Raw genomic sequence first — 22,737 nt, 5'->3', positions numbered from 1 at the left:
GATGAAGCCATGCCTTTCCCTGCTGACCGTCTGCCTGTTGCTGAGCGCTTGCAACACACCTGCCCCGCGTCTGGACAGCGGCGTCCAGCCACCCGCGCGCTGGGCGTTTGCCGAGCGCGCTGCCAGCCAGCGTAATGATGCCCAATGGTGGCAACGCTTCGGCAGCGCGGAACTGAACCGTTTGATCGCCCAGGCAAGTCGGGACAGCCATGAAGTGGCTGCGGCGATGGCGCGCGTGCGTCAGGCCCAGGCCACCGCCATCATCGGTGGTGCGCCGCTGCTGCCGGAACTGGCCTTTGACCTGCGCGGCGAACGCAACAAGTTCGTGCGCAACAGCGACCGCAAGGCCAACCCGTCCGACGACAACAACACCAACAACTTCACCAGCGATCTGACTGCCAGCTACGAAGTGGATTTCTGGGGTGGCATCGCGGCCGGACGCGACAGCGCGTTACAAGGCCTGCGCGCCAGCGAGTTCGATCAGGCGACCGTGGAGCTGACCCTGCTCGGCAACGTTGCCGACCGTTACGCACAAACCCTGGCGGCGCGTGAACAAGGCCGGATTGCCGGGCTGAACCTGGGCAATGCGCAGAACGTTCTGAAGCTGGTGCAGACCCGTTATGACTCGGGCTCAGCCACTGCGCTGGAGCTGGCACAGCAGAAGAACCTGGTGGCGGCTCAGCAGCGCGAACTGCCGCGCATTCAGCAACTGGCCAACGACCAGTTGATCACCCTCGCAGCGCTGCTCGGTCATCCGGTGCAGGACATCGAGCTCGACGATCAGGCTTTCGACAGTCTGAGCTGGCCGGACATCAACGCTGGCGTGCCCAGCGACCTGCTGACCCGCCGTCCCGATCTGGCCAAGGCCGAAGCCGAACTGGCAGCGGCACAGGCCAACGTTACGGTAGCCAGGGCGGCGATGCTGCCGAAACTGACGCTGAGCGCCAGGCTGGGCACCGAAGCGACCCGCGCAGAGGACTGGCTGCGCGCACCGTTCAGCAGCCTGGCGGCAGGGCTGGTCGGGCCGATCTTCAATAATGGGCGCCTAGGGGCCGAGCGTGACAAGGCCACGGCACGTCAGGAAGAACTGCTGGAAACCTATCGCGGCGCGATTATCAACAGTTTCGCCGACGTGGAAAAAGCCCTGAACAGCATCAGCGGCCTTGACCAGCAACGCTATTGGCACGAAGAAGAACTCAAACAGGCGCAGGCCGCCTTCCGCATCGCCCAGAGCCGTTATGAAGCCGGTGCAGAGGGTTTGCTGACGGTGCTGGAAACCCAACGCACGCTGTACCTGGCGCAGGACGCGAGTGTGCAGTTAAGGCTCGCACGCTTGCAGGCGAGCATTGCACTGTACAAGGCGCTGGGTGGGGGTTGGCAGGTACGCTGAGCGAGTCACGATAGAAACACCACTATCATACGACGCAGAGCGTCTAGTACTGCATTCCCAAGCCAGAGCGTAGGGAACGATAATCTTAACTATCGTGCGACGCTCAGCGCTATACAAGCCCCAACGAGCCCGGAATAAGGAGCCGTCAGGCTTCTGGCCGATGAGCGCTGGAGCGTAGGGAACGATAATCTCGACTACCGTTCACTAAAACCACCTCTCCGGCAACAGATTCCTTGCATACCAAGGCCTGCGCGGCACGCGGCGCAGCAGGTTGCTCAGTTTGTCATCCGCCGCAAAGGTAATCCGTAGCGCGAGTTTCATGACTTCCGGGTCCATTTCCATGGTTGTACCGGCGGCCTGTCCCGGCACGGTGCTGCAGCCATGGGTTTCCGGCCCCAGCCACGGGTCGCTGACTTCAACCCAGCGACCCGGCGCGAACCATGGCACGCCGTTGACTTCCAGGCGCTTCACTTCGCCCGGATGGAAGCGTTCGTGGGCGCGAAACCAGTCATCTATGCGGTCGTCGATCCAGCCATGGAACATCCAGAACACCGGGTTCACATGCGATGAAAACGGGTCGGCCAGAAAGTCGTTTTCCGGCTCGAACCAGCGCTCGGCAAAGTCATCCGAACGACGTGCCATCGGCACCGGCTGGCCATTGGCCGGGTCGCGGGCCACCGAGGCCCAGCGCATGTGTAACCAGTCATGCAGTTCCAGCTCGACCTGCGAACCAAACTGACCCAAGGTCAGCTTCGACAGAAAGCGCGGATCGCGATACTGCGATTCCCAGACCTGAAAATGAGTGTGATAGGTTTCCTGACTTTTGATGTCGCTAACCAACTGCGTGTATTCCTCATCACCCTGCGCCAGCCAGTTGGGGGGCAAGGCGCAGCCATCGTGATTATCAAAGTAGCGAGCGAAACCCAGCCGGTCGCGCTCCAGTTCTGGTTGTGGCAGCGGAAAGCGCGGCCACGACGGCAGGTTCTGAATCTTGCGGGCCTGGATCAGCATGTGCCGGTGCATATAAAAAAAGTCTTCACCCGAACCGTTACGATCCTTGTGCGGGCCACGCGCATCGCGCTCTTTCGCGCGCGGCCCTGGCTGCCAACCGATGCCGCGCAGGGCGTCACGTTTGTCTTCAGGCAGTTTGTGCCATTTGTCCCGAGAAGCGTGCCACAGCTGATGAAACAGGCGGTGCTCTCTGGAAACCAGCCAGGCCAGAAACGGCGGACTCAACCCCACCCGCTCACGCGCTTCGGGGAAAACCTGTTTGATTGCGATCAGGCGGTTTTCCAGCTCCGGCAGGGCCAATGGCCGGTCCAGTCGCTCGATGCGCCCGCTCAATGTGCCGCTGCCCGCATTGCCGAACGCGCCCCAGACTTCATCGAGGGTCAGGCTGAACTCGTAATCCGGGTTGTCGCTGTACGGATCGTCGCCGGCATAGCGGTCAATGACCCGCAGATACAGTTTTGCGACATTGGCCGGTTGCAGGTCGCCGATCACCCGGAAGCGCGGCATGCCATCGCAGCGCAATTTCTCGGCTGTGTCGATATAACCGCGCAGGCCACGACCACGCGGGGCAATGTCGAGAAACATTTCCAGGCCGTCGAGCGGCGCACCGCCAAGCCCTGCGTCGCGCCCTTCGAAACGCAGGGTCCACACGCCACGCAGCTTGTCAGCCAGGCGCTGAGTAGCGGTATCGGCGGGCCCTGCCGTGGCCTCGCCCGGCGTTACCGGCTCGTCGACGCGCGTGAGTTCACGATGCGCGTAATAGGCAGCCGGAAGCGCCGCGCCAGTCACCGCCAGCCCTGCCATGAACCCTCGTCGAGAAATCGTCATTACCCTACCTGTTCCAGCACCGATACAGCCGTTATCCAAGCTAGAACGTAAACCCGACGATTAAATTTAGGTGGCTGACTCCATAGACAGCCATGCGCTAAATTTTTCGCCCATCCGCTCGTTCTCCACCAGATAGCAACGGCCGTCGCAGGCTGTGCCACGGTTAATCAAACGAGACGGAAATGACAAGACCGCGTTGGAAAAAGACTCTCTTCATCGGCTTGCCGCTGGCCTTGGTAATCAGTGCAGGCGCGGGTTTTATAGCCTGGAATTACTGGTCGCCAGCCGGTTACCCGGTCAAAGTGATGAAGCAGGCTGACGACCTGCAAGAGCGGATCATTTCCTTCGACAGTCACATCACCGTGCCGATGAAGTTCGGCAGCGAGGGCAACGAGGCCGACAAGGACGGTTCAGGGCAGTTCGACCTGGTGAAAAGCGCACGCGGACGCCTGTCCGGAGCAGCACTGACAGTGTTCGGCTGGCCGGAAATCTGGAACGGTGACAACGCCCCACATCGACCGACACCCGGCTTTGTCGACGAAGCGCGCCATCAACAGGAAGTGCGTTACAAAATCATCACCGGCATGGTTCGCGACTTTCCCAACCAGGTCGGCATTGCCTACACCCCTGACGACATGCGTCGCCTGCACGGCGAGGGCAAGTTTGCGATCTTCATCAGCATGCTCAACGCCTACCCGCTGGGTGATGACCTGAACCTGCTAGACCACTGGACGGCGCGCGGCATGCGCATGTTCGGCTTCAGCTACGTCGGCAATAACAGCTGGGCGGATTCTTCACGGCCCCTGCCCTTTCTCAACGACACACCTGACGCGCTAGGCGGCTTGTCGGAGATCGGCAAGCAAGCCGTGCAGCGCCTGAATGACCTGGGCGTGATCATCGACGTGTCGCAGATGTCGAGCAAGGCGCTGCTGCAGGTCAGCCAGTTGAGCCGCACGCCAATGGTCGCCTCGCACTCGGCACCGCGCGCACTGGTGGACATCCCGCGCAACCTCAGTGACGAGGAAATGCAGCTCATCAAACAGAGCGGCGGCGTGGTGCAGATCGTGGCGTTTCCGGCCTATTTGAAGCCGCTGACCCAGAAAACCCAGGACAAGCTCAACGCCCTGCGCAAGGATTTTGACCTGCCGCCGCTGCCGAATCTGGCCATGGCGCTGATGCCCGGCGACCCGATCATCACCGTCTGGCCCGAACAGCGCTTCGGTGCCTACGCCAGCAAGCTGTACGCGATTCTTGAAGAAGAGCCCAAGGCCACGGTCAAGGATTTCGTCGACGCAATCGATTACACGGTCAGGAAGATCGGTATCGACCATGTCGGCATCAGTTCCGACTTCAACGATGGCGGCGGTGTGAAAGGCTTCAACGACGTCAGCGAAATTCGCAACGTGACCGCCGAGCTGATCGAGCGCGGTTACGCCGAAGCGGACATTACCAAGCTCTGGGGTGGCAATTTTCTGCGCGTCTGGGAGCAGGTTCAGGCTTCTGCGCGTGCGGATGCGCGACAAACCAACCTCTCGAACGCCGCTCCCCGACCATCAGGCGAAAACGCTCATGACTGACCGCAGAACCTTTCTCAAGCAGGCTGGCGTGCTGGCCGCAGCCCTGCCACTGGGCTCCAGTCTAGCAACGGCAGCAACAGCAACCGCCACTCCCGAGCCGATGGCGGCAGACAAGTGGGCGCGCCTGAAACAGTTGTTCGATCAGGACCCGGATTACGTCCACCTTTCCAATTTTCTGGTCACCTCGCACCCGAAACCGGTCCGGGAAGCTATCGAACAGCATCGCGCGCACATCGACCGCAACCCCGGTCTGGCGATGGATTGGGACCTGGGTGAGACTGAGCGCCGCGAACACGAGGTTCGCGTCTGGGCTGGCAGGTACCTGAATGCCCAACCCGGCCAGATCGCCCTGACCGGCAGCACCACCGAAGGGCTGGCGATGATCTACGGCGGCCTGCATGTGCGCCCGGACCAGGAAATCCTCACCACCGAACACGAACACTCTTGCACCCGTGACATCCTCAAGTCTCGGCAGCAGCGCGACGGCACGCAGGTGCGCAAGATTCGCCTGTTCAAAGACCCGGCGAGCGTGTCGGCGGACGAAATCATCGGTTCCATCGCACGCAGCATTCAGCCTAAGACGCGGGTCCTGGGCATGACGTGGGTGCAGTCCGGCAGCGGCGTCAAACTCCCGATTGGAGCCATCGGTGATCTGGTCGAAGAACATAACCGCAACCGTGACGACAAAGACCGCATTCTGTATGTGGTCGACGGTGTACACGGGTTTGGCGTCGAGAACCTGGACTTCCCGGACATGAAGTGTGACTTCTATGTCGCCGGCACCCACAAGTGGATGTTTGGCCCGCGCGGCACCGGCATCGTGTGCGCGCGCTCGGAGCAGGTGAAGGACCTCACGCCGTTGATCCCGACGTTCTCGGAAGCGACCAACTTCGGCACGATCATGACGCCCGGCGGCTATCACTCGTTTGAACACCGTTGGGCCCTGAACGAGGCGTTCAAGCTGCACCTGCAACTGGGCAAAGCCGACGTGCAGGCACGCATTTACAAGCTCAACAGCTACCTCAAGCAGCGCCTCAAGGCTCAGCCCAACGTCGAACTGGTCACACCGATGGACCCGGCGCTGTCGGCGGGCTTCAGCTTCTTCCGGCTCAAGGGTCAGGAAAGCGACGAGGTCGCTGCCTGGCTGATGAAGCAGCGCATGGTCGTCGATGCCGTGAGCCGCGACGTAGGCCCGGTGGTACGTACCGCGCCAGGGCTGCTGAACAACGAAGCCGAGATCGACCGCTTCATGGCCCTGCTCGGCAAGCGCGCCTGACGCGCACGCACTGAATCACCTGTTTTCCGCTTTCAATCGAGACCCGTCATGAAAAATACACTGCTGTCCCTTTCCGCCGTGCTCGGCCTGTTACTTGGAGGCACCGCCCTCGCCGCCACGCCCGTCTCGGTACCCGCGCCCGCGCCCGGTAAGACATTCAAGGACTGCAAGGATTGCCCGGAAATGGTCGTGCTGCCTGCGGGCACGTTCACCATGGGCGCGCCCGAGGAAGAAATGGGCCGCCAGCCTGACGAAGGCCCGCTGCATGACGTGACCTTCGTCAAACCGTTCGCCATCAGCCAGTTTCAGGTACTGGCCGGCGAATGGGACGCCTATATCAAAAGCTCCGGTTACAAAATGCCGGACGGCGACACCCGTCCAGGCCGCGAGTGTAAGGCCGGCAAGCCACGCTACCCGCTGACCGCGCGCCAGCCCGCGGTGTGCATGGACTGGAACGAGGCCAAGGCCTACGTCGAATGGCTGTCCAAGAAGACCGGCAAGTCTTACCACATGGTCAGCGAAGCCCAGCGCGAATACGCGGCACGCGGCGGCAGCAAGGGCTCGTTCCCGTTCCCGATGGACGAAGGCAAACCGTACAGCATCGCCAAACACGCCAACACCTACGGCCCGGAAGACGGTTTCAGCTACACCGCACCGGCTGGCAGCTACAGCCCGAACGATTTCGGCATCTACGACGCCCACGGCAACGTCTACGAATGGACCGCCGATTGCGAGACCAGCAACTACAACGGCGCGCCCACTGACGGCAGCGCGTGGCTGGCCGGCGATTGCACCTGGAAGATGATTCGCGGCAATGACTGGACCGAAGCGCCGATCTTCTCGCGCTCCGGCAACCGCAACAGCCGCCAGCCCGACGTACGTGGCGACTGGCTGGGCTTCCGGGTCGTCCGCGACCTCTGATGGATTCAATACGCCCCGCCACCTGCGACGTACGCGAACGGCACTCACGGACACTGACGAGACACACCATGACCCGCAAAACTGAAAGCCTCGCCCGGGAAACCCTGAGGATCCTCAAGCCGTTCTGGTGGCTGGTGGCGCTGTCAACCGTGCTGGGCATCGTCAGTGGCCTGAGCGTCACCGGCCTGCTGGCCACTATCAACAATGCGCTGAACATGCCCGGCGGGCCAGACACCCACACCGCGCTGCTGTTCGCCGGCTTATGTGTATTGACCCTGGCATGCTCGACACTGTCCAACCTGTCGACCAACTACGTCGGCCAGCGCGTCGTTGCCAACCTACGCCGCGAGCTGGCCGCCAAGGTGCTGGTCGCACCCATCGAGCAACTGGAGCGCTATCGCTCGCACCGCCTGATCCCGGTGCTGCTCAATGACGTCAATACCATCAGTACCTTCGCCCTGTCGGTCGCGCCGATGGTCATCTCATTCACCGTCACCCTCGGCTGCCTGACCTATCTGGCGCTGTTGTCGTGGCAGATTCTGGCACTGACCGTGCTCACCGTGGTGCTCGGCACCGGCGCGCAATACCTGGCCCATGCGTTCGGCATGCGTAGCATTCTGGCCGCGCGTAACAGCGAAGACGAATTGCAGAAACACTATCAGGCCTTGTCGGCAGGTGCCAAGGAACTGCGCATTCAGCGCAAGCGTCGCCAGCATATGCTCGACGAGAAGATTCGCGGTGCCACCGAGCACATTTGCCGCTCGAACATTCGCGCCGCCAACATATTTGTCAGCGCGGAAACCTTCGGTTCGATGCTGTTTTTTGCCGTAATCGGCATCGCCATCGCTTTCCAGGCTATGTGGCCGACCACTGAAAAAACCGTGCTAGGTGGCTTCGTGCTGGTGATGCTGTACATGAAAGGCCCGCTGGAACGCCTGATTACCGCCCTGCCCGGCATCAGCCGTGCGCAGATCGCCATGCGTCGCATCGCCGAACTGTCCTGGAAGTTCTCCAGTCCCGAACCCCACCTGCTGGTCAGCGACCGCCCCAACTCGCTGGCCAATATGCAGACGCTGGAGCTGCACAACCTGCGCTACGACTACCCACCGGTCAAGGGCAGCGATGCTTTTCACCTTGGCCCGGTCGATTTGAGCATCAAACAGGGCGATATCGTGTTCATCGTCGGCGAAAACGGCTGTGGCAAAACCACGCTGATCAAGCTGCTGCTGGGCCTGTACAAGCCGCAACAGGGCGAGATCCGCCTCAATGGGCAGAGCGTCACCCCGGAAAACCTGGATGACTACCGCCAGTTGTTCACCACGATTTTTGCCGACTACTACCTGTTCGACGAGCCGTTGCAAGGCGAGGCTGCGCTGCCGCAGGACGCCGGCAAATACCTTGACCGACTAGACATCGCGCACAAGGTCAGCATCAAGGACGGTGCGTTTACCACCACCGACCTGTCCACCGGCCAGCGCAAGCGTCTGGCGCTGATCAACGCGTGGCTGGACGAGCGCCAAGTGCTGGTTTTCGATGAATGGGCCGCCGATCAGGACCCGGCATTCAGGCGCGTGTTCTACACCGAACTGTTGCCGGAACTGAAGCAGCAGGGCAAGACCATCATCGTCATTTCTCACGACGACCGCTATTTCTACATCGCCGACCAGCTAGTGCGTATGCAGACCGGGCAGATTCAGGTCGAGCAGGTTCAGAGCGAAGCTGCGCCCGCCTGATTCCGGCGCAGTGAAACGCCCCGCCCGGTCAACCCGCGAGCGGGGCTTTTTATTGTCCAGCGCAACCCTGCCAACGACATCAGATACCCAAGCGCCATCTTTTTCCGCGGTTTGTGAAAAAATCATTAAATAAACGTTATTCGCTTTCGTTCTCATTAACAGCGAACTGCGTGTCAGCCATTTCCCCATGCGGCGCTCTATAAAAAAGTTGCTTTCGCTTGCCCTGTCGATGGCTGAACCCGACTGCGCAGACCTGCACAACGCTTCCAATCTCCTTGCCGATACCCACTGGAAAGAGCCAATTCATGCACAACCCGTCACGTCTCACCCCGCTCAGCAAAGCGTTGATGCTCAGTCAGATGTTCTGCTCCCGGCCGTCAATAGCGGCCATGGGCCTTGCGCTCTGCATGCCGGTCACCACGCAGGCGCAGGAAACCGCTGCAGACGGATCGACCACGACGGGTACGGTCAATCTGGCCCCGACTGCGATCGACTCGCATTACCTGGGTACGACCACTGACGGTACAGGTTCTTACACTACCGGCGCGGTCAGTATCGGCAAGGGCGCGCCGCAGTCACTGCGTGAAACACCGCAATCGGTCAGCGTGGTGACTCGGCAGGTCATGGATGACAACAACCTCAACAGCCTGAGCAAAGTGCTGGAAGACACGCCCGGCATCACGTTCCAGTACCGTAACTTCGGCGGTCATGTGTACACCTCGCGCGGCTTCTCGCTGCTGGCGGAAAGCTTCCTGGTCGATGGCATCGGCGGTCAGGGTTATCAGATCACCGGCTGGATGCAGCCGGACATGGCCATCTATGACCGCGTGGAAGTACTGCGCGGCGCGTCAGGCCTGCTGGTCGGTGCGGGCCAGCCCGGTGGTGCGGTCAATCTGGTGCGCAAGCGCCCGACCGCCGACAACAAATTCTCGATCACTACCCGCGCCGGTTCGTGGGATCAGTACCGTGTCGATCTGGACGGCAGCGGCAAGCTCAACGATTCGGGCACGCTGCGCGGGCGCATGGTGGCGGCCTACGATGACAGCGGGTCTTATCTGGACGGCCGCGACAGCCGCACGCCACTGCTGTACGGCATCGTCGAAGCCGACCTGAACGAGGACACCACGCTGACCATGAGCCTGCGTCGCCAGGAACAAGTCATCAACGGCTACTCGATCTACGGCCTGCCGCGCTACAGCAACGGCCAGTCGCTGGGGCTGTCGCGCTCGACCAATCTGGCGCAGAAGTGGAATCGTCTCGAAAGCGACATGACCGAGGTGTTTACCGAAGTCGCGCACCGTTTCAATGAGGATTGGACCAGCCGCACGTCTTTGACGTATTCGCAGGGTGGGTTTGATCAGGCTATTGCGTTTGCAAGGGGAGCGGTCAACCCTACGACACTGGCAGGCTCTACCTTCCAGAACACACTCTTTCGCAGAGACGAAGTGGACAGCACCGGCCTGAACACTCAACTGGAAGGAAACTTCAACGCTTTCGGCCTCGAGCATCAGGTGACCCTAGGCGCCGACTGGTCGAAACAGAACGCCAATACGCATCAGGCTACTGCCCCAACCCGATCCGCGATCAACATTTTCGACGTCAACCAGAACGCTTTCGCCAAGCCCGCGCGTCCGGCCTGGACCACCGACATCGACACCACCGAAGAACGCGCGGGCCTGTACGCCAACACGCGTATTCACCTGAGCGAGCCGTTGAGCGTGGTGCTGGGCACTCGACTGAGCTGGTATGACTACACGTACGACGTCAAAACCGGCGCAGCCAACAGTTACGAATCCAAACAGACTCAGGAATTCACCCCGTTCGCAGGCGTCATCTATGACATCAACGACAGTTGGTCGTGGTACGCCAGTTATGCAGACATCTTCACCCCGCAGGCCAACTACGTCACCGCTGGCGGCTCGCCACTGGACCCGGCCATCGGCTCCAACTACGAAACGGGCTTCAAGGGTGAGCTGTTCGACAAGCGCATGAACCTGTCGATGGCGCTGTTCTACATCAAGCAAAAAGATGTAGCCGGCGTGGACGTGAACACTACCGAGCTCTGCCCGACCAGCTCCGACGGCTCCTGCTACCTGCAGGACGGCATCAGCCGCAGCAAGGGTGTCGACGTGGAAGCCAGCGGCGAAGTGCTGCCGGGGCTGCAAGTGTTCGGCGGCTATACCTTCAACATGCTGCGCAATAACGGTGATTCGGATGTAGCTTACGAAACGCCGAAACACATACTGCGCCTCAACACCAGCTACAACCTGCCTGGCGCCTGGAACCGCCTGACGCTGGGCACCGGTGTGTCGGCAGATTCGGGCTACGAAGTACCGTTCAACAAACAGCTAGGCGTAGCCGGCAAAGCCATCTGGGATGCCAGGGCGTCGTGGAAACTGGACGAGAACTGGAAGGTATCGCTAAACGCCGAAAACCTCTTCGACCGCAAGTACTACAGCACCTCGATCGCCACAGACCGCTCCAACGTCTACGGCGAACCGCGCAGCTATGTCCTGACCTTGCGGGGGGATTTCTGATCTGAGTCCGTCTGCCAGGATCGAGCCCTCGCTGGAGGGTGCGCAACGATAGGTATCCAGAGGGACACCATCGTGCCCATGCTCCGCGTGGGCATGCCTTTGCGGACGCTCTGCGTCCTGTCGGCGCGGTCTCGGCTTGTGATGCAGAGCTCTACGCACGACCAAACTGACGCAAATGCATTATCCTTCGCTATCCCTTTCAACGAGTCATCCCCGCCATGCAAACATCCTCCAGCCGTCTGCGCACAGGTCGCGTGAAAACGCTCGGCCTGCGTCTGGGCAGTGTGGGTCTGACGCTGGCGTTGAGTGTGCAGGGTGAAGCCTTGGCTGAAGAGTTCGAGTTCGATATCCCCGCGCAAGCCTTGAGCAGCGCCCTGAAAGAGCTGGGGCGACAAAGCGACCTGCAAATCCTTTACAACCCCGACGACGTGAGCGGCAAGTTCAGCAGCGCCGTACACGGCAGGCTGACGCCCGAGCAAGCGGTCACGGACCTGCTGAAAAAAGCTGATGTGGCGCATAACCTCAAGGCCAACACACTGATTGTCCGCGTCCCGGCAGCTGCGCAGCCTGTGAACCTCGATCCGGTCGCGATCAAGGCCAATCAGGCCGGCATCAGCACCGGAGGCAGCGCTTCATACACCGCTACCGGGGTGAGCATCAATAAGACAACACAATCGCTGCGCGACACCCCGCAGTCCGTCACCGTCGTGACTCGTCAGTTGATGAACGACAAGAACCTCACCGGTCTGGACGAGGTGATGGCGCAAACGCCCGGTATCACTTTTTCACAACGCAATTTTGGCTCTCACGTGTTCAGTTCGCGGGGCTTTGCATTGAAGGACGAAAGCTACACCATCGACGGCGTGGCCGGTCAGGGCTACAGCGTGACCGGCTGGATGACCCCGGACATGGAAATCTACGACCGCGCAGAAGTGCTGCGCGGTGCTGCCGGGTTGCTGATCGGTGCAGGCAACCCCGGGGGCGTGGTCAATCTGGTGCGCAAGCGACCTACCGCAATGCCACAATTATCGATCACCACGCGTGCGGGCAGTTGGGATCAGTACCGCGTCGATCTGGACGTCAGCAGCAAACTCAACGATTCAGGCAGCGTACGCGGGCGCTTTGTGACGTCCTATGAAGACCGTGGCTACTTCATCGACGGCCTGAAAAAAACTGCGCCGTTGCTGTACGGCATTCTGGAAACAGACCTCACCGAAGACACCACACTGACGCTTGGCATGCGCCACCAAAGCGCGGACACCAAGGGCTTTTCGATTTTCGGCCTGCCTCGCTACAGCAACGGCAAGGCCATCGAGCTGCAGCGCTCCACGTCGCTGGCTCAGGACTGGAATCGCCACCAGACCCGGACCGACGAGGTGTTCAGCGAGCTTCAAACCCGCTTTGACGAGAACTGGAGCGGCACGCTGTCGGCGACCCACTCCGATGGCGCGTTCGATCAGAAAGTCGCCTACGCACAGGGGGCTATCGATCCGGCGACGCAGAGCGGTTCGCGACTGGTCAGGACCCTGTTCCGTTCGGACGACATCCATAGTAACGGGCTCGACAGCCATCTGGACGGCCGTTTCGATGCGTTTGGCCTGACGCATCAGCTGACCGTCGGCGGCAACTGGTCCGAGCAAAAGCGCGATTCCCGTTACGCCACGCTCAACGCCAATCAGCCGCTGGACATCTTCAACGTCGATCACGATGCAATTGCAGAGCCTGCGCGCCCGGCCTGGCGCAGCACCGATTACAGCGACAAGCGCTATGGCGTGTACAACAACCTGCGCCTGAGCCTGACGGAGTCGTTGAGTCTGGTCATGGGTGGCCGGCTCAGCTGGTATGACTACCAAAGCCAGTCTGCTGGCGTGACCACCCGCGCCCAGGAAGACAACCAGGTCACGCCGTTCGTGGGTGTGATCTACGACCTGAACCGCGACTGGTCGTGGTACGCCAGCTACACCGATATCTTTCTGCCGCAGAGCGGTTATCGCAGCGCATCCGGCGCATTCCTTGACCCGGCGATCGGCGCCAGCCATGAAACCGGTATCAAGGGCGAGCTGTTCGACAAACGCCTGAACGTGTCTTTTGCGCTGTTCTATGTGAAGCAGAAAGACGTGGCCATCGAGGACAACGCCAATGCGGGACAGTGCCTGAGCAATGATGCTTATGGCACCTGCTATCTGAATGGTGATATACGGCGCAGCAAGGGTATCGACATGGAAATCAGTGGCGAACCGTTACCAGGTCTGCAGACCCTGGCGGGTTACACCTTCAACCTCACTCGCGGCAGCGACGGCCAGTCGATTTCAGCAGAAACACCCCGTCACATGTTGCGCCTGTCCAGCAGCTACAACTTGCCCGGCGCGTGGCGCCGATTGACCATTGGCGGCGGTGTGTCGGCGCAAAGCGGCTACTCCGAACATGAGTCAACCCAGCGCATCGACAACCCCGGCCGCGCCATCTGGGACGCGCGGGCCTCGTGGAAGATCGACGAACACTGGTCGGTAGCGCTCAACGGCAACAACCTGCTGGACCGCAAATACTACAAGGCCACCGGCGACATCGACCGCGGCAACTACTACGGCGACCCGCGCAACTACGTCCTGACGTTGCGTGGTGACTTTTAACAGCGCCGCTTGCTCCTTGCGATCAAGAGCGGACGCAGAGCGTCCGGAAATGCATCCCCACGCGGAGCATGGCCACGATGGTGTTCTCCCGGACGCCTATCGTTCATCACACAACAGCCCAGACACCTATCGTCCCGGACGCGCCAGCCCAGGCCCCTATCGTTCCTCACGCTCCAGCGTGGGAATGCCGTTCGTGACGCTCTGCGTCACACAAGTCGCTCGGCTAGCCCCAGCAGAAACGCTTCCGCGAGCACCAGGTTGTCATGCCGCTGATCAACCGTCGTCGAACTGCGCAGCCCGTTGACCGAGCACTGTTCCAGCAGCACCGTTTCAGCTTTGGCAATCTGTCCGGGCGCGCGGCTCTGCCCGGCCCACCAGCAATCGGCCTGGACGTTGAGCGTTTTCAGAGTAAACGACTGGCTCAGTTGCGCGTTGGCTTCCAGTAATTTGTAACCGGTTTCGATCTCGTCCTGCACGGCGATGTCCTGGAAGATGTTGCGCAGGCTGTCGACGTTCATTCCGGCTTGCTGTGCAACTTCGTCGACCACCCAGTCGATCACGTCGCCCTCGCTGGACACCGAATGCCGGGCCGTTTCGATCAGCCCGACAATCGCCTCTTCCTGCAAGCCCGGCACAAACGCCTGCAGACTCTTGATCAGGCTGCGGTAGTAGTTTTCGCCCTGCTTCTGCACAGTGACCTCTGGGGCCTCTTCCACCCACTGCATCCCGGCCGATGAAGGCAACTGGGTATCCACCAGCCCGAGAAAGCTCACCGTATCGCCAGCCCGCTCAAGCACATGCGCCACCTCGATTGCCAGCGCACCGCCCATCGACCAGCCCAGCAGGTTATAAGGCCCGTGCGGCTGAGCCATACGGATCTGCTCGACGTAGTAATCGACCATTTCCTGCCACGAAGTATCGAACCAGCCCGGCACCACATAGGCCTTGTTGACCAGCCCGTAAACCGGTCGGCTGTCGCTCAATTGACCCGCCAGCGGGTAATACGAGTACGTGCCGCCGCCGCCCGGTGGCAGGCAGAACAACGGCGCGTTGTCCGATCGACTGGCGTTCATGGCGATGACCGCCGATTTGACCCTCGCCTCATCGGCACGCATAAAATCGGCCAGTTCACCGAGGGTCTGCATCAGCAGAAAATCATGCAGCTTGATGGAGATATCGAACGTCTCGCGAATCCTCCCCGCCAGCGAAACTGCCAGTAGCGAGTGCCCGCCCAGCGCGAAGAAGTTATCGTTCAGACCGACCTGTTCGACCTGCAATACCTGCTGCCACAGCGCCGCCAAACGCTGCTCGAATTCCGTACGCGGCGCGACGTAACCCTGCTGCGACCGGCTGACGTCCGGTTTGGGCAGTGCCCGGCGATCCAGCTTGCCGTTGGCGCTCAGCGGCATCACATCGATGAAGACAAACCAGGTCGGCACCATATAGTCCGGCACGTGAGCCTTGAGATGCGTCTTCAAGGCTTCGCGCAGAACGTCCGGGCCTTGATCAACGTCGGCCGGCACAAGATACGCAACAAGCTGCTTGCCGGAAGGCCCGTCAATGTCGATCACATTGGCTTCGCGCACGCCTGAATGCTCATGCAGACGCGCTTCGATTTCACCCAGTTCGATACGCAGGCCACGAATCTTCACCTGATGGTCGATACGCCCGGCGTATTCGATCACGCCTTCGTTGCGATAACGCGCCAGATCTCCGGTGCGATAAAGACGCCCGCCCTGCTCGTCAAACGGATCGGGCACAAAACGCTCGGCGGTCAGCGCCGCGCGGTTGTGATAACCCCGCGCCAGACCCACGCCGCCCAGATACAGCTCTGCCGCAACGCCTTGCGCGGCAGGCAGCAAACCGTCATCCAGAATGTGGGTTTTCAGGTTGTCGATAGGGCGACCAATCGGCACGCTGAGCACGTCATCCGTGGTACAGGTCCAATGCGTCACGTCGATAGCGGCTTCGGTCGGGCCGTAAAGGTTATACAGACTTGCCTGCGGCAGACGCTTGAGCACCTGACCGGCCAGTTCGGCAGGCAATGCTTCGCCGCTGCACACCACGCGACGCAGGCTGTTACAGCTTTCTACCTGCGGATGAGTCAGAAACGCCTGCAGCATCGACGGGACAAAGTGCAGCGTCGTGATCTGATGTTCCTGGATGGTCTGCACCAGCCGCTCGGGGTCGCGATGATCGCCCGGCAGCGCCACGGCCAGACGTGCGCCGGTCAGCAACGGCCAGAAAAATTCCCAGACCGACACGTCGAAACTGAACGGGGTTTTCTGCAAAACGGTATCGGATTCATTCAGCCCGTAAGCCTTTTGCATCCAGTGCAGTCGGTTGACCAGGGCGCGATGGCTGTTGCCTGCGCCCTTGGGCTTGCCGGTCGAGCCTGAGGTGTAAATCACGTAGGCCAGATTCTGCGGATGGCTGAGGTTGATCGGGTTGGCAGTGCTGTAGCCGGCCAGCCAGTCGCCGTCCTGATCCAGGCAAATGCTCTGCACATGCTCAGGAACCGGCAGGCGTTCCAGCAACGAAGTCTGGGTCAGCAGCAAGCCAATCCCGCTGTCCTGCATCATGTAGGCCAAGCGATCTTCAGGGTAATCCGGGTCCAGCGGCACGTAGGCGCCGCCGGCCTTGATGATCGCCAGCAAACCGATCACCAGTTCCAGGCTGCGCTCAACGCAAATCCCCACGAGTACGTCCGGGCCAACGCCCGCTTCACGCAAGCGATGGGCAAGCTGATTGGCGCGGGCATTGAGTTGCGCGTAGCTCAGTTGTTCAGCCGCAAAAATCAGCGCCGGGGCATTTGGCGTGGCCAGTACCTGGGCTTCGATCAGGCTGTGCAGGCAGTGTTCGTTCGGGAAGTCGGCAGTGGTCGTGTTCCAGCTACGCAATACCTGTTGCTGTTGGGAATCATCCAACAGCGCCAGCTCGCCAATCGCCGCCTGCGGATCACGCGCCAGCGCCTGTAAAACCTGCCGCAGATGCGCCGACAACTGCGCCATGTGCAGCTCGCTGAAAGACTGACGGGCATAGCTGAAACGCATCGACAACGTTTCGCCCAGATTGACCACCAGGGTCAACGGGTAATGAGCCTGCTCCTGCGTGTGCAGGCCGCCGAACACCAGCCCCTGCGGCGCGGACTGCTGTAATGCCTCGGACACCGGGTAGTTTTCGAACACCAGAATGTTGTCGAACAGCGCCTCGCCAGCACTGCGTGCCCAGCGTTGAATGTCGTATAGCGGCGTGTGTTCATGCTCACGCAGGGCGATGTTCTTGGCCTGCACCTGCTGCACCCAGTCCGCCACCCGCTGTTCCGGGCGCGGGCTGGCGATCACCGGCAGGGTGTTGATGAACAACCCCAATTGCTCTTCGACGCCCGGCAGTTCAGCCGGACGCCCAGCCACAGTTGCGCCGAAGGTCACGCTGGATTGGCCGGTGTAGCGTTGCAACACCAGCAACCAGGCCGACTGCACCAGCGTATTGAGGGTGACGCGCTGTTCGCGGGCGAACTCGCTCAACTGGCGGGTATTCTCGGCATCAATCAGTTGCAGATAATCGCCATGCCCCTGCCCGTTCTCTGGCGCTTTGAACGCTTGAACCAGCCGGGTCGGCTCGTCCAGCCCGGCCAGCTGGCCGGTCCAGAAACGTTCGCTGAGCGCAGCATCCTGACGTTGCAGCCATTCGATGTAATCGCGATAACGGCTGACCTGCCTCGGCAGCGTCTGGCCGCTGTAGCGTTGCAGCACTTCGCCCAGCAGCCGCGAGCTGCTCCAGCCGTCCATGAGGATGTGATGGCTGGTGTAGATCAGTTGATGCGTCTGCTCGCCGGTACGCAACACGGCCAGACGTAATAATGGCCCTTGAGTCAGATCGAAGCCCTGCTGACGGTCCGCATTCGCCCAATCGTCAACCCACTCGCTGGCTTGCCCGCGAGCATCCCGCTCGACAAACGGCATGCTCACATCGCGCAACACCACTTGCAGCGACTGCTCCAAGTGACTGACAAACCCGCTGCGCAGCACCTCGTGGGCATCCAGCGTTGCCTGCCAGGCGGCACGGAAACGCGGCACGTCCAAGCCGCTGACTTCGACGCGCATCTGGTTGATGTAATTGCCCGCTTCCTGCTCGAACAGGGTGTGAAACAGCATGCCCTGCTGCATCGGCGCCAGCGGGTAGATGTCCTCGATCTGCGCCGCAGGCATCGGCAACCGGCTCAGCTGCGACTGGGTCAAGCGCGCCAGCGGGAAGTCCGAAGGAGTTACCCCGGCCACGCCTTCGGTGGTGCAATGCGCAATCAATTGTTGCAGTTCAACCGCGTATTCGTCGGCCAGCCGCTGCACGGTGTCACGTTCAAATACCGCACCACTGAAGGTCCAGCTCAGGCGCAATTGGCCGCCATACACCTGACCATTGATGCTGAGCGGCGCAGCCAGTGGCGCATCGGCACTCTGCGACGCGCCGCTGCTGTCGGCCGAGGGCGTGAACAGCGCGCCTTGTGCGTCAAAGCTGCCGTCGAACTGGCCCAGATAATTGAACACGATGCTGCCTTGCGGCAGTGCTTGCAGGGTGCGCCGTGCCGATTCGCTGCCCAGATAACGCAACGCGCCGTAACCAATGCCCTTGTCAGGCACTGCGCGCAATTGCTCCTTGATGGTCATGATCGACTCGGCCAGCGTGGCCTGCGGGGTGAGCCGGACCGGGTACAGGTTGCTGAACCAGCCGACCGTGCGGGTGATGTCCAGCGCGTCGAACAGGTCCTCGCGGCCATGCCCTTCCAGACGAATCAGCGCGTGCGGCTGCGCAGTCCAGCGGCTGACCACCCGTGCCAGCGCGGTCAGCAGCAGGTCGTTGATCTGCGTGCGATAGGCCGCTGGTGCGTCTTGCAGCAGTTGCCGGGTCAGCTCGCCATTCAGTTGCGTGACCACCGACAGCGCGTGCTTCTGTTGCTGGCCGCCGTGCGAGTAATCGCAAGGCAAGGCGTCGCTGACCTCCTGCAACTGCGCCTGCCAGTAACCCAGTTCCTGCTCCAGCGCAGGGCTTTGTGCGTAGGCCTGCAAATGCTCGGCCCAGCTTTTCAGTGAACTGGTCTTTGCCGGCAGCGACAATGGCCTGCCTGCCGCGATGGCGACATACGCCTGTTGCAGGTCTTCAAGCAACACGCGCCACGACACGCTGTCCACCGCCACATGGTGAATCACCAACAGCAGACGCTGCTCACCCTGCGGCAGGTCGATCAGCACTGCACGCAACAAGGGGCCGTTTTTCAAGTCCAGGCTGCGTTGCGCTTCATCAGCCAGTTCGCTCAGGCGCTCGACACTGTCCAGTTCGTGATTCCACAGCACGTCACGCGTGTTCAGCGCGCCGAACGTGGCCTGCCACTGGCCGTTTTGTTGCGTGAAACCGAGGCGCAGTGCGTCGTGCTGTTCGATCAGCGCGGTGAGTGCCGCTTGAAGAGGGGTTGCCTCCAGCGTTTGCAGGGGCTTGAGCATCAGCGCCTGATTCCAGTGCTGACGCTCAGGAATGTCCATTTCGAAGAAGCGCGCCTGAATCGGCAGCAGCGGCAGCGAACCGCTGACCTGCTCCACCACAGCCGCTGGCTTTTTCTCGATCAATTTGGCGACAGAAGCCAATTGGCCGATGGTCTGTTTTTCGAACAGTTGCTTGGGGCTGAGCTTGATGCCCTGACGCTTGGCGCGGGCGATGATTTGCAGGCTGAGGATCGAATCGCCGCCCAGTTCGAAGAAGTTGTCGGTGCTGCCGACCTGCTCCAGCTTCAGAACGTCGGCCCACACGGCGGCGAGCTTTTCTTCGATCTCGCCGACCGGTGCGGTATAGCGCTGTTTGACCACGCCCGGCTTGGGCAAGGCGCGTTTGTCGAGCTTGCCGTTGGCGGTCAGTGGCAGCTTTTCAAGCAACATGAACTGCGCAGGCATCAGGTATTCCGGCAGACGCGCCGCCAGTTGCTCGCGCAGAGAGTCAACGTTCAGGCGCGCACCCACCGCCGCGACGCAGTACGCCACCAGTTGCAGACGTGTTTCGTCGCTTTCCAGCGGCTGAGCCAGCACCACGGCTTCGGCGACGTTTTCCAGGGTTTGCAACACCTGACCGACTTCGCCCGGCTCGACCCGATAACCGCGGATTTTCACCTGATCATCCGCACGACCCAGGTACTCCAGCACGCCATCCACCCAGCGCGCTCGGTCGCCAGCCCGATACAGACGCTGGCCATCGGCGTCCGGGTCCGGCACGAAGCGTTCGGCGGTCATCGCCGCACGGCCCAGATAGCCCTGCGCCAATCCTTGACCACCCAGGTACAGCTCGCCCGACACCCGTTCGGCAACCGGGTTCAGATAGGCGTCCAGCACCCGCGCCTTGCCGTTAGCCAAAGGCTGACCGACCGGCACGCTGCGGCAGGCATTGAGACGCTCGGACACCTCATGGGTGAGGATGCCGACCGTGGTTTCGGTCGGGCCATAGTGATTGACGATCCGGCAGCCCGGTTTCAGCGCGCGGACTTGCTCGATCAACGCCCAGGAACTGGCCTCGCCACCCAGCATCAGCAACTGGCTCGGCAGCACGTCGGCCGGGTTTGCGGCTTGCAGCAAGCCCTGCAAATGGCTGGGCACAATCTTCAGCACTTCAACCTGATGCTCGGCCATGTAACGGGCAAAACCGTCAGGGTCGAACGCTTGCTCGTGGGACAGCAGATGCAGCGGGCGCCCAGACGCCAGCGCACCGAACAGCAGTGTATGGCCCAGGTCTGCGGCGACCGTCGAGACCATCGCCATGCTCGCCCCGTCACCCAGCGACAGGCGCGCAAGCACGCCCTGCACGTAATTGGCCAGCGCGCCGTGGCTGATCACCACGCCCTTCGGCTGCCCGGTGGAGCCGGAGGTGTAGATGATGTAAGCCGGTTGCTCGGCGGTGACGCGCACGCTCAGCTCACCACCATCGACCTCGGACCACAACGCAGCATCGAAGGCCAGCACCGGGCACACACCCAATTGCGCTGCCTTGTCGTCGCCGGACGCGTGAATCAACAACGCCGCGCCGCTGTCACGGGTTAGTTGTTGCAAACGCTCGGCGGGCTGTGCGCTGTCCAGCGGCAGGTAAACGGCACCGAGTTTGAGCACCGCCAGCAGGCTGACCACCCACTCCACAGAGCGGTCCAGGCACAGCGCAACGGCCATGTCCGGCTGGATGTCCTGCGTGTGCAGGTAGCGAGCGAACTGATTACTGCGCTGTTCAAGTTCGTCAAAGCTCAGCATTTGCTGCCCCACACGCAAGGCGGTCTTGCCGCGCCCGATGCGCAGGCCCTGTTGCCAGAGGCTGAGGAAGTCGCGGCAGGCAACATCAGCGCTCTGCTCAGCGGCGGGCAACGAAACGGTTTGCGGCTGATCGGCCAGACGCTGGTCAGTGTCCACGACCAGCGCTTGCAGCACAGCGCGCAATGCGTCGGCCATACGCTCGATGGTCGGTGGCTCGAACAGGTCGGTGGCGTAGGTGAAATAACTGCGTATGCCGCCCGGCGTATCGGTGAAATCGAACGCCAGATCAAAGCGCGCATCGCTGCTGCCCATCGGAAACTCGCCGACGGTCAGGCCCGACACACGTTGCCCACTGTCTTCGGCCGCCAGCACGTGCTGATTGATCTTGAACTGGAACAGCGGGTTGTGGCCCAGGTTACGTTCTGGGGCCAGCGCGTCCACCAGGTGTTCAAAAGGCAGCTCCTGATGCGACTGAGCGCCGGTCACGACCTGTTTCACCTGATCCAGCAATTGCGCAAAGCTCTGCCGCTCGTCCACCTGCACACGCAACACTTGAGTGTTGATGAAGAAGCCGATCAGCCCTTCCAGTTCGCTGCGTGTGCGCCCGGCGTTGGGCGCGCCGATGCGAATATCAGCCTGCCCGCTGAAACGCGACAGCACCACCGACAGCGCCGCCAGCATCAGCATGAACAAAGTCTGGCCGCTGTTGCGCGCCTGAGCTTTCAGTTGTGCGGACAGGTGTTCCGGCAGATCAACACGCACAGTTGCGCCGCGCTGACTGGGCTGTAGCGGACGCTCGTGGTCCAGCGGCAGGCTCAGCAACGGATGCTCGCTGCCCAGTTGCTGTTTCCAGTACTCCAGTTGCCGCTCGCCCTCCCCGGCCTCCAGCCAGGCGCGTTGCCAGATGGCGTAGTCGGCGTACTGAATCGCCAGCGCAGGCAGTTGCGCAGACTGACCGGACACCTGCGCCTGATACGACTGCACAAACTCGCGAATCAGCACTTCGCCGGACCAGCCATCGGACACGATGTGGTGCATGCACACGGTCAGCACGCGCTCGGCTTCGCCCAACTGAAACAGTTTGACCCGCAACAAGGTGCCGCTCAGCAGGTCGAAGGGCTTGTGCAGCTCGGCACGCACTTGGCTTTCGATATCGGCTGGCGCAACCTGCGTGAACTCAAGCGCGACGTGCGCCTGCTGAAGAATCTCCTGATAGAACGCGCCGTCCTCGGAAACAAACCGCGTGCGCAGGGTTTCATGGCGCTGCACCAGTTGGTCCAGCGCTGCGCTCAACGCCTGACGGTCCAGCGGACCGTTGAGGCGCACCGCCATGGGAACATTGTAAGCAGCGGTGTCCGGTTCCATCTGCCAGAGGAACAGCATGCGCTGCTGCGCGTAGGACAGCGGAATACGCGCTACTTCATGCCGGGTGACGGCGATGGGCAGCAGTTTGAAGCTTTGCCCGGTCTCGTGCATCTTGGCGAGGATCTGCCGGCGCTGTTCCACGGGCAACCCGGTAAAACGCTGGGCGATACGCTCTGCTGCAGACTTGTCCAT

Annotated in this window: 9 protein-coding genes; 7 read left to right on the top strand and 2 right to left on the bottom strand. The window is 61.4% G+C overall.

Translation table 11 applies throughout. From position 1 onward, the window contains the following. Position 1 precedes the first annotated feature (1 nt). Positions 2-1,390 (top strand): efflux transporter outer membrane subunit, encoded by a 1,389-nt coding sequence (locus tag POR16_RS08945; protein WP_005893703.1) that lies wholly within the window; start codon positions 2-4, stop codon positions 1,388-1,390. Between the two features lie 204 nt (positions 1,391-1,594). On the opposite strand, the gene pvdP is transcribed toward POR16_RS08945, so the two are convergent. After that, positions 1,595-3,229 (bottom strand): pyoverdine maturation tyrosinase PvdP, encoded by a 1,635-nt coding sequence (pvdP, locus tag POR16_RS08940; RefSeq protein ID WP_024690994.1) that lies wholly within the window; start codon positions 3,227-3,229, stop codon positions 1,595-1,597. 182 nt (positions 3,230-3,411) lie between these two features. Here pvdP and pvdM point away from each other — a divergent pair, with 182 nt between their 5' ends. From pvdM to POR16_RS08910, 6 genes are all read left to right on the top strand, one after another. Beyond that, positions 3,412-4,806, top strand: a complete 1,395-nt coding sequence (pvdM, locus tag POR16_RS08935; RefSeq protein ID WP_005893698.1) for a pyoverdine-tailoring dipeptidase-like protein PvdM — start codon at positions 3,412-3,414, stop codon at positions 4,804-4,806. Beyond that, on the top strand, positions 4,799-6,082 hold the full coding sequence (pvdN, locus tag POR16_RS08930; protein WP_005893696.1) for a pyoverdine-tailoring periplasmic protein PvdN: 1,284 nt from the start codon (positions 4,799-4,801) through the stop codon (positions 6,080-6,082). The genes pvdM and pvdN overlap by 8 nt, the downstream gene beginning before the upstream one ends. A gap of 48 nt (positions 6,083-6,130) precedes the next feature. Then, positions 6,131-7,003: a dihydropyoverdine dehydrogenase gene (pvdO, locus tag POR16_RS08925; protein ID WP_053931306.1), complete on the top strand. Its 873-nt coding sequence runs from the start codon at positions 6,131-6,133 to the stop codon at positions 7,001-7,003. Positions 7,004-7,071: 68 nt separating this feature from the next. After that, positions 7,072-8,736, top strand: a complete 1,665-nt coding sequence (locus POR16_RS08920) for a cyclic peptide export ABC transporter (RefSeq protein WP_005893693.1) — start codon at positions 7,072-7,074, stop codon at positions 8,734-8,736. A gap of 305 nt (positions 8,737-9,041) precedes the next feature. After that, positions 9,042-11,273, top strand: coding sequence for a TonB-dependent siderophore receptor (locus tag POR16_RS08915; protein ID WP_053931307.1), 2,232 nt, complete (start codon positions 9,042-9,044; stop codon positions 11,271-11,273). A 218-nt stretch (positions 11,274-11,491) separates the two neighbouring features. Then, positions 11,492-13,903, top strand: coding sequence for a TonB-dependent siderophore receptor (locus POR16_RS08910; RefSeq protein WP_122381321.1), 2,412 nt, complete (start codon positions 11,492-11,494; stop codon positions 13,901-13,903). 206 nt (positions 13,904-14,109) lie between these two features. Here the strand turns inward: POR16_RS08910 and POR16_RS08900 are convergent, their stop codons facing one another. After that, positions 14,110-22,737: an amino acid adenylation domain-containing protein gene (locus POR16_RS08900; protein ID WP_122381323.1), complete on the bottom strand. Its 8,628-nt coding sequence runs from the start codon at positions 22,735-22,737 to the stop codon at positions 14,110-14,112.

Origin of the sequence: Pseudomonas coronafaciens pv. oryzae str. 1_6, from assembly GCF_000156995.2 — a bacterium.
Classification (GTDB): Bacteria; Pseudomonadota; Gammaproteobacteria; order Pseudomonadales; family Pseudomonadaceae; genus Aquipseudomonas; species Aquipseudomonas tremae.
The sequence above is the reverse complement of the archived record's forward strand: the minus strand, read 5'-3'. Positions and strand labels throughout refer to the sequence as shown.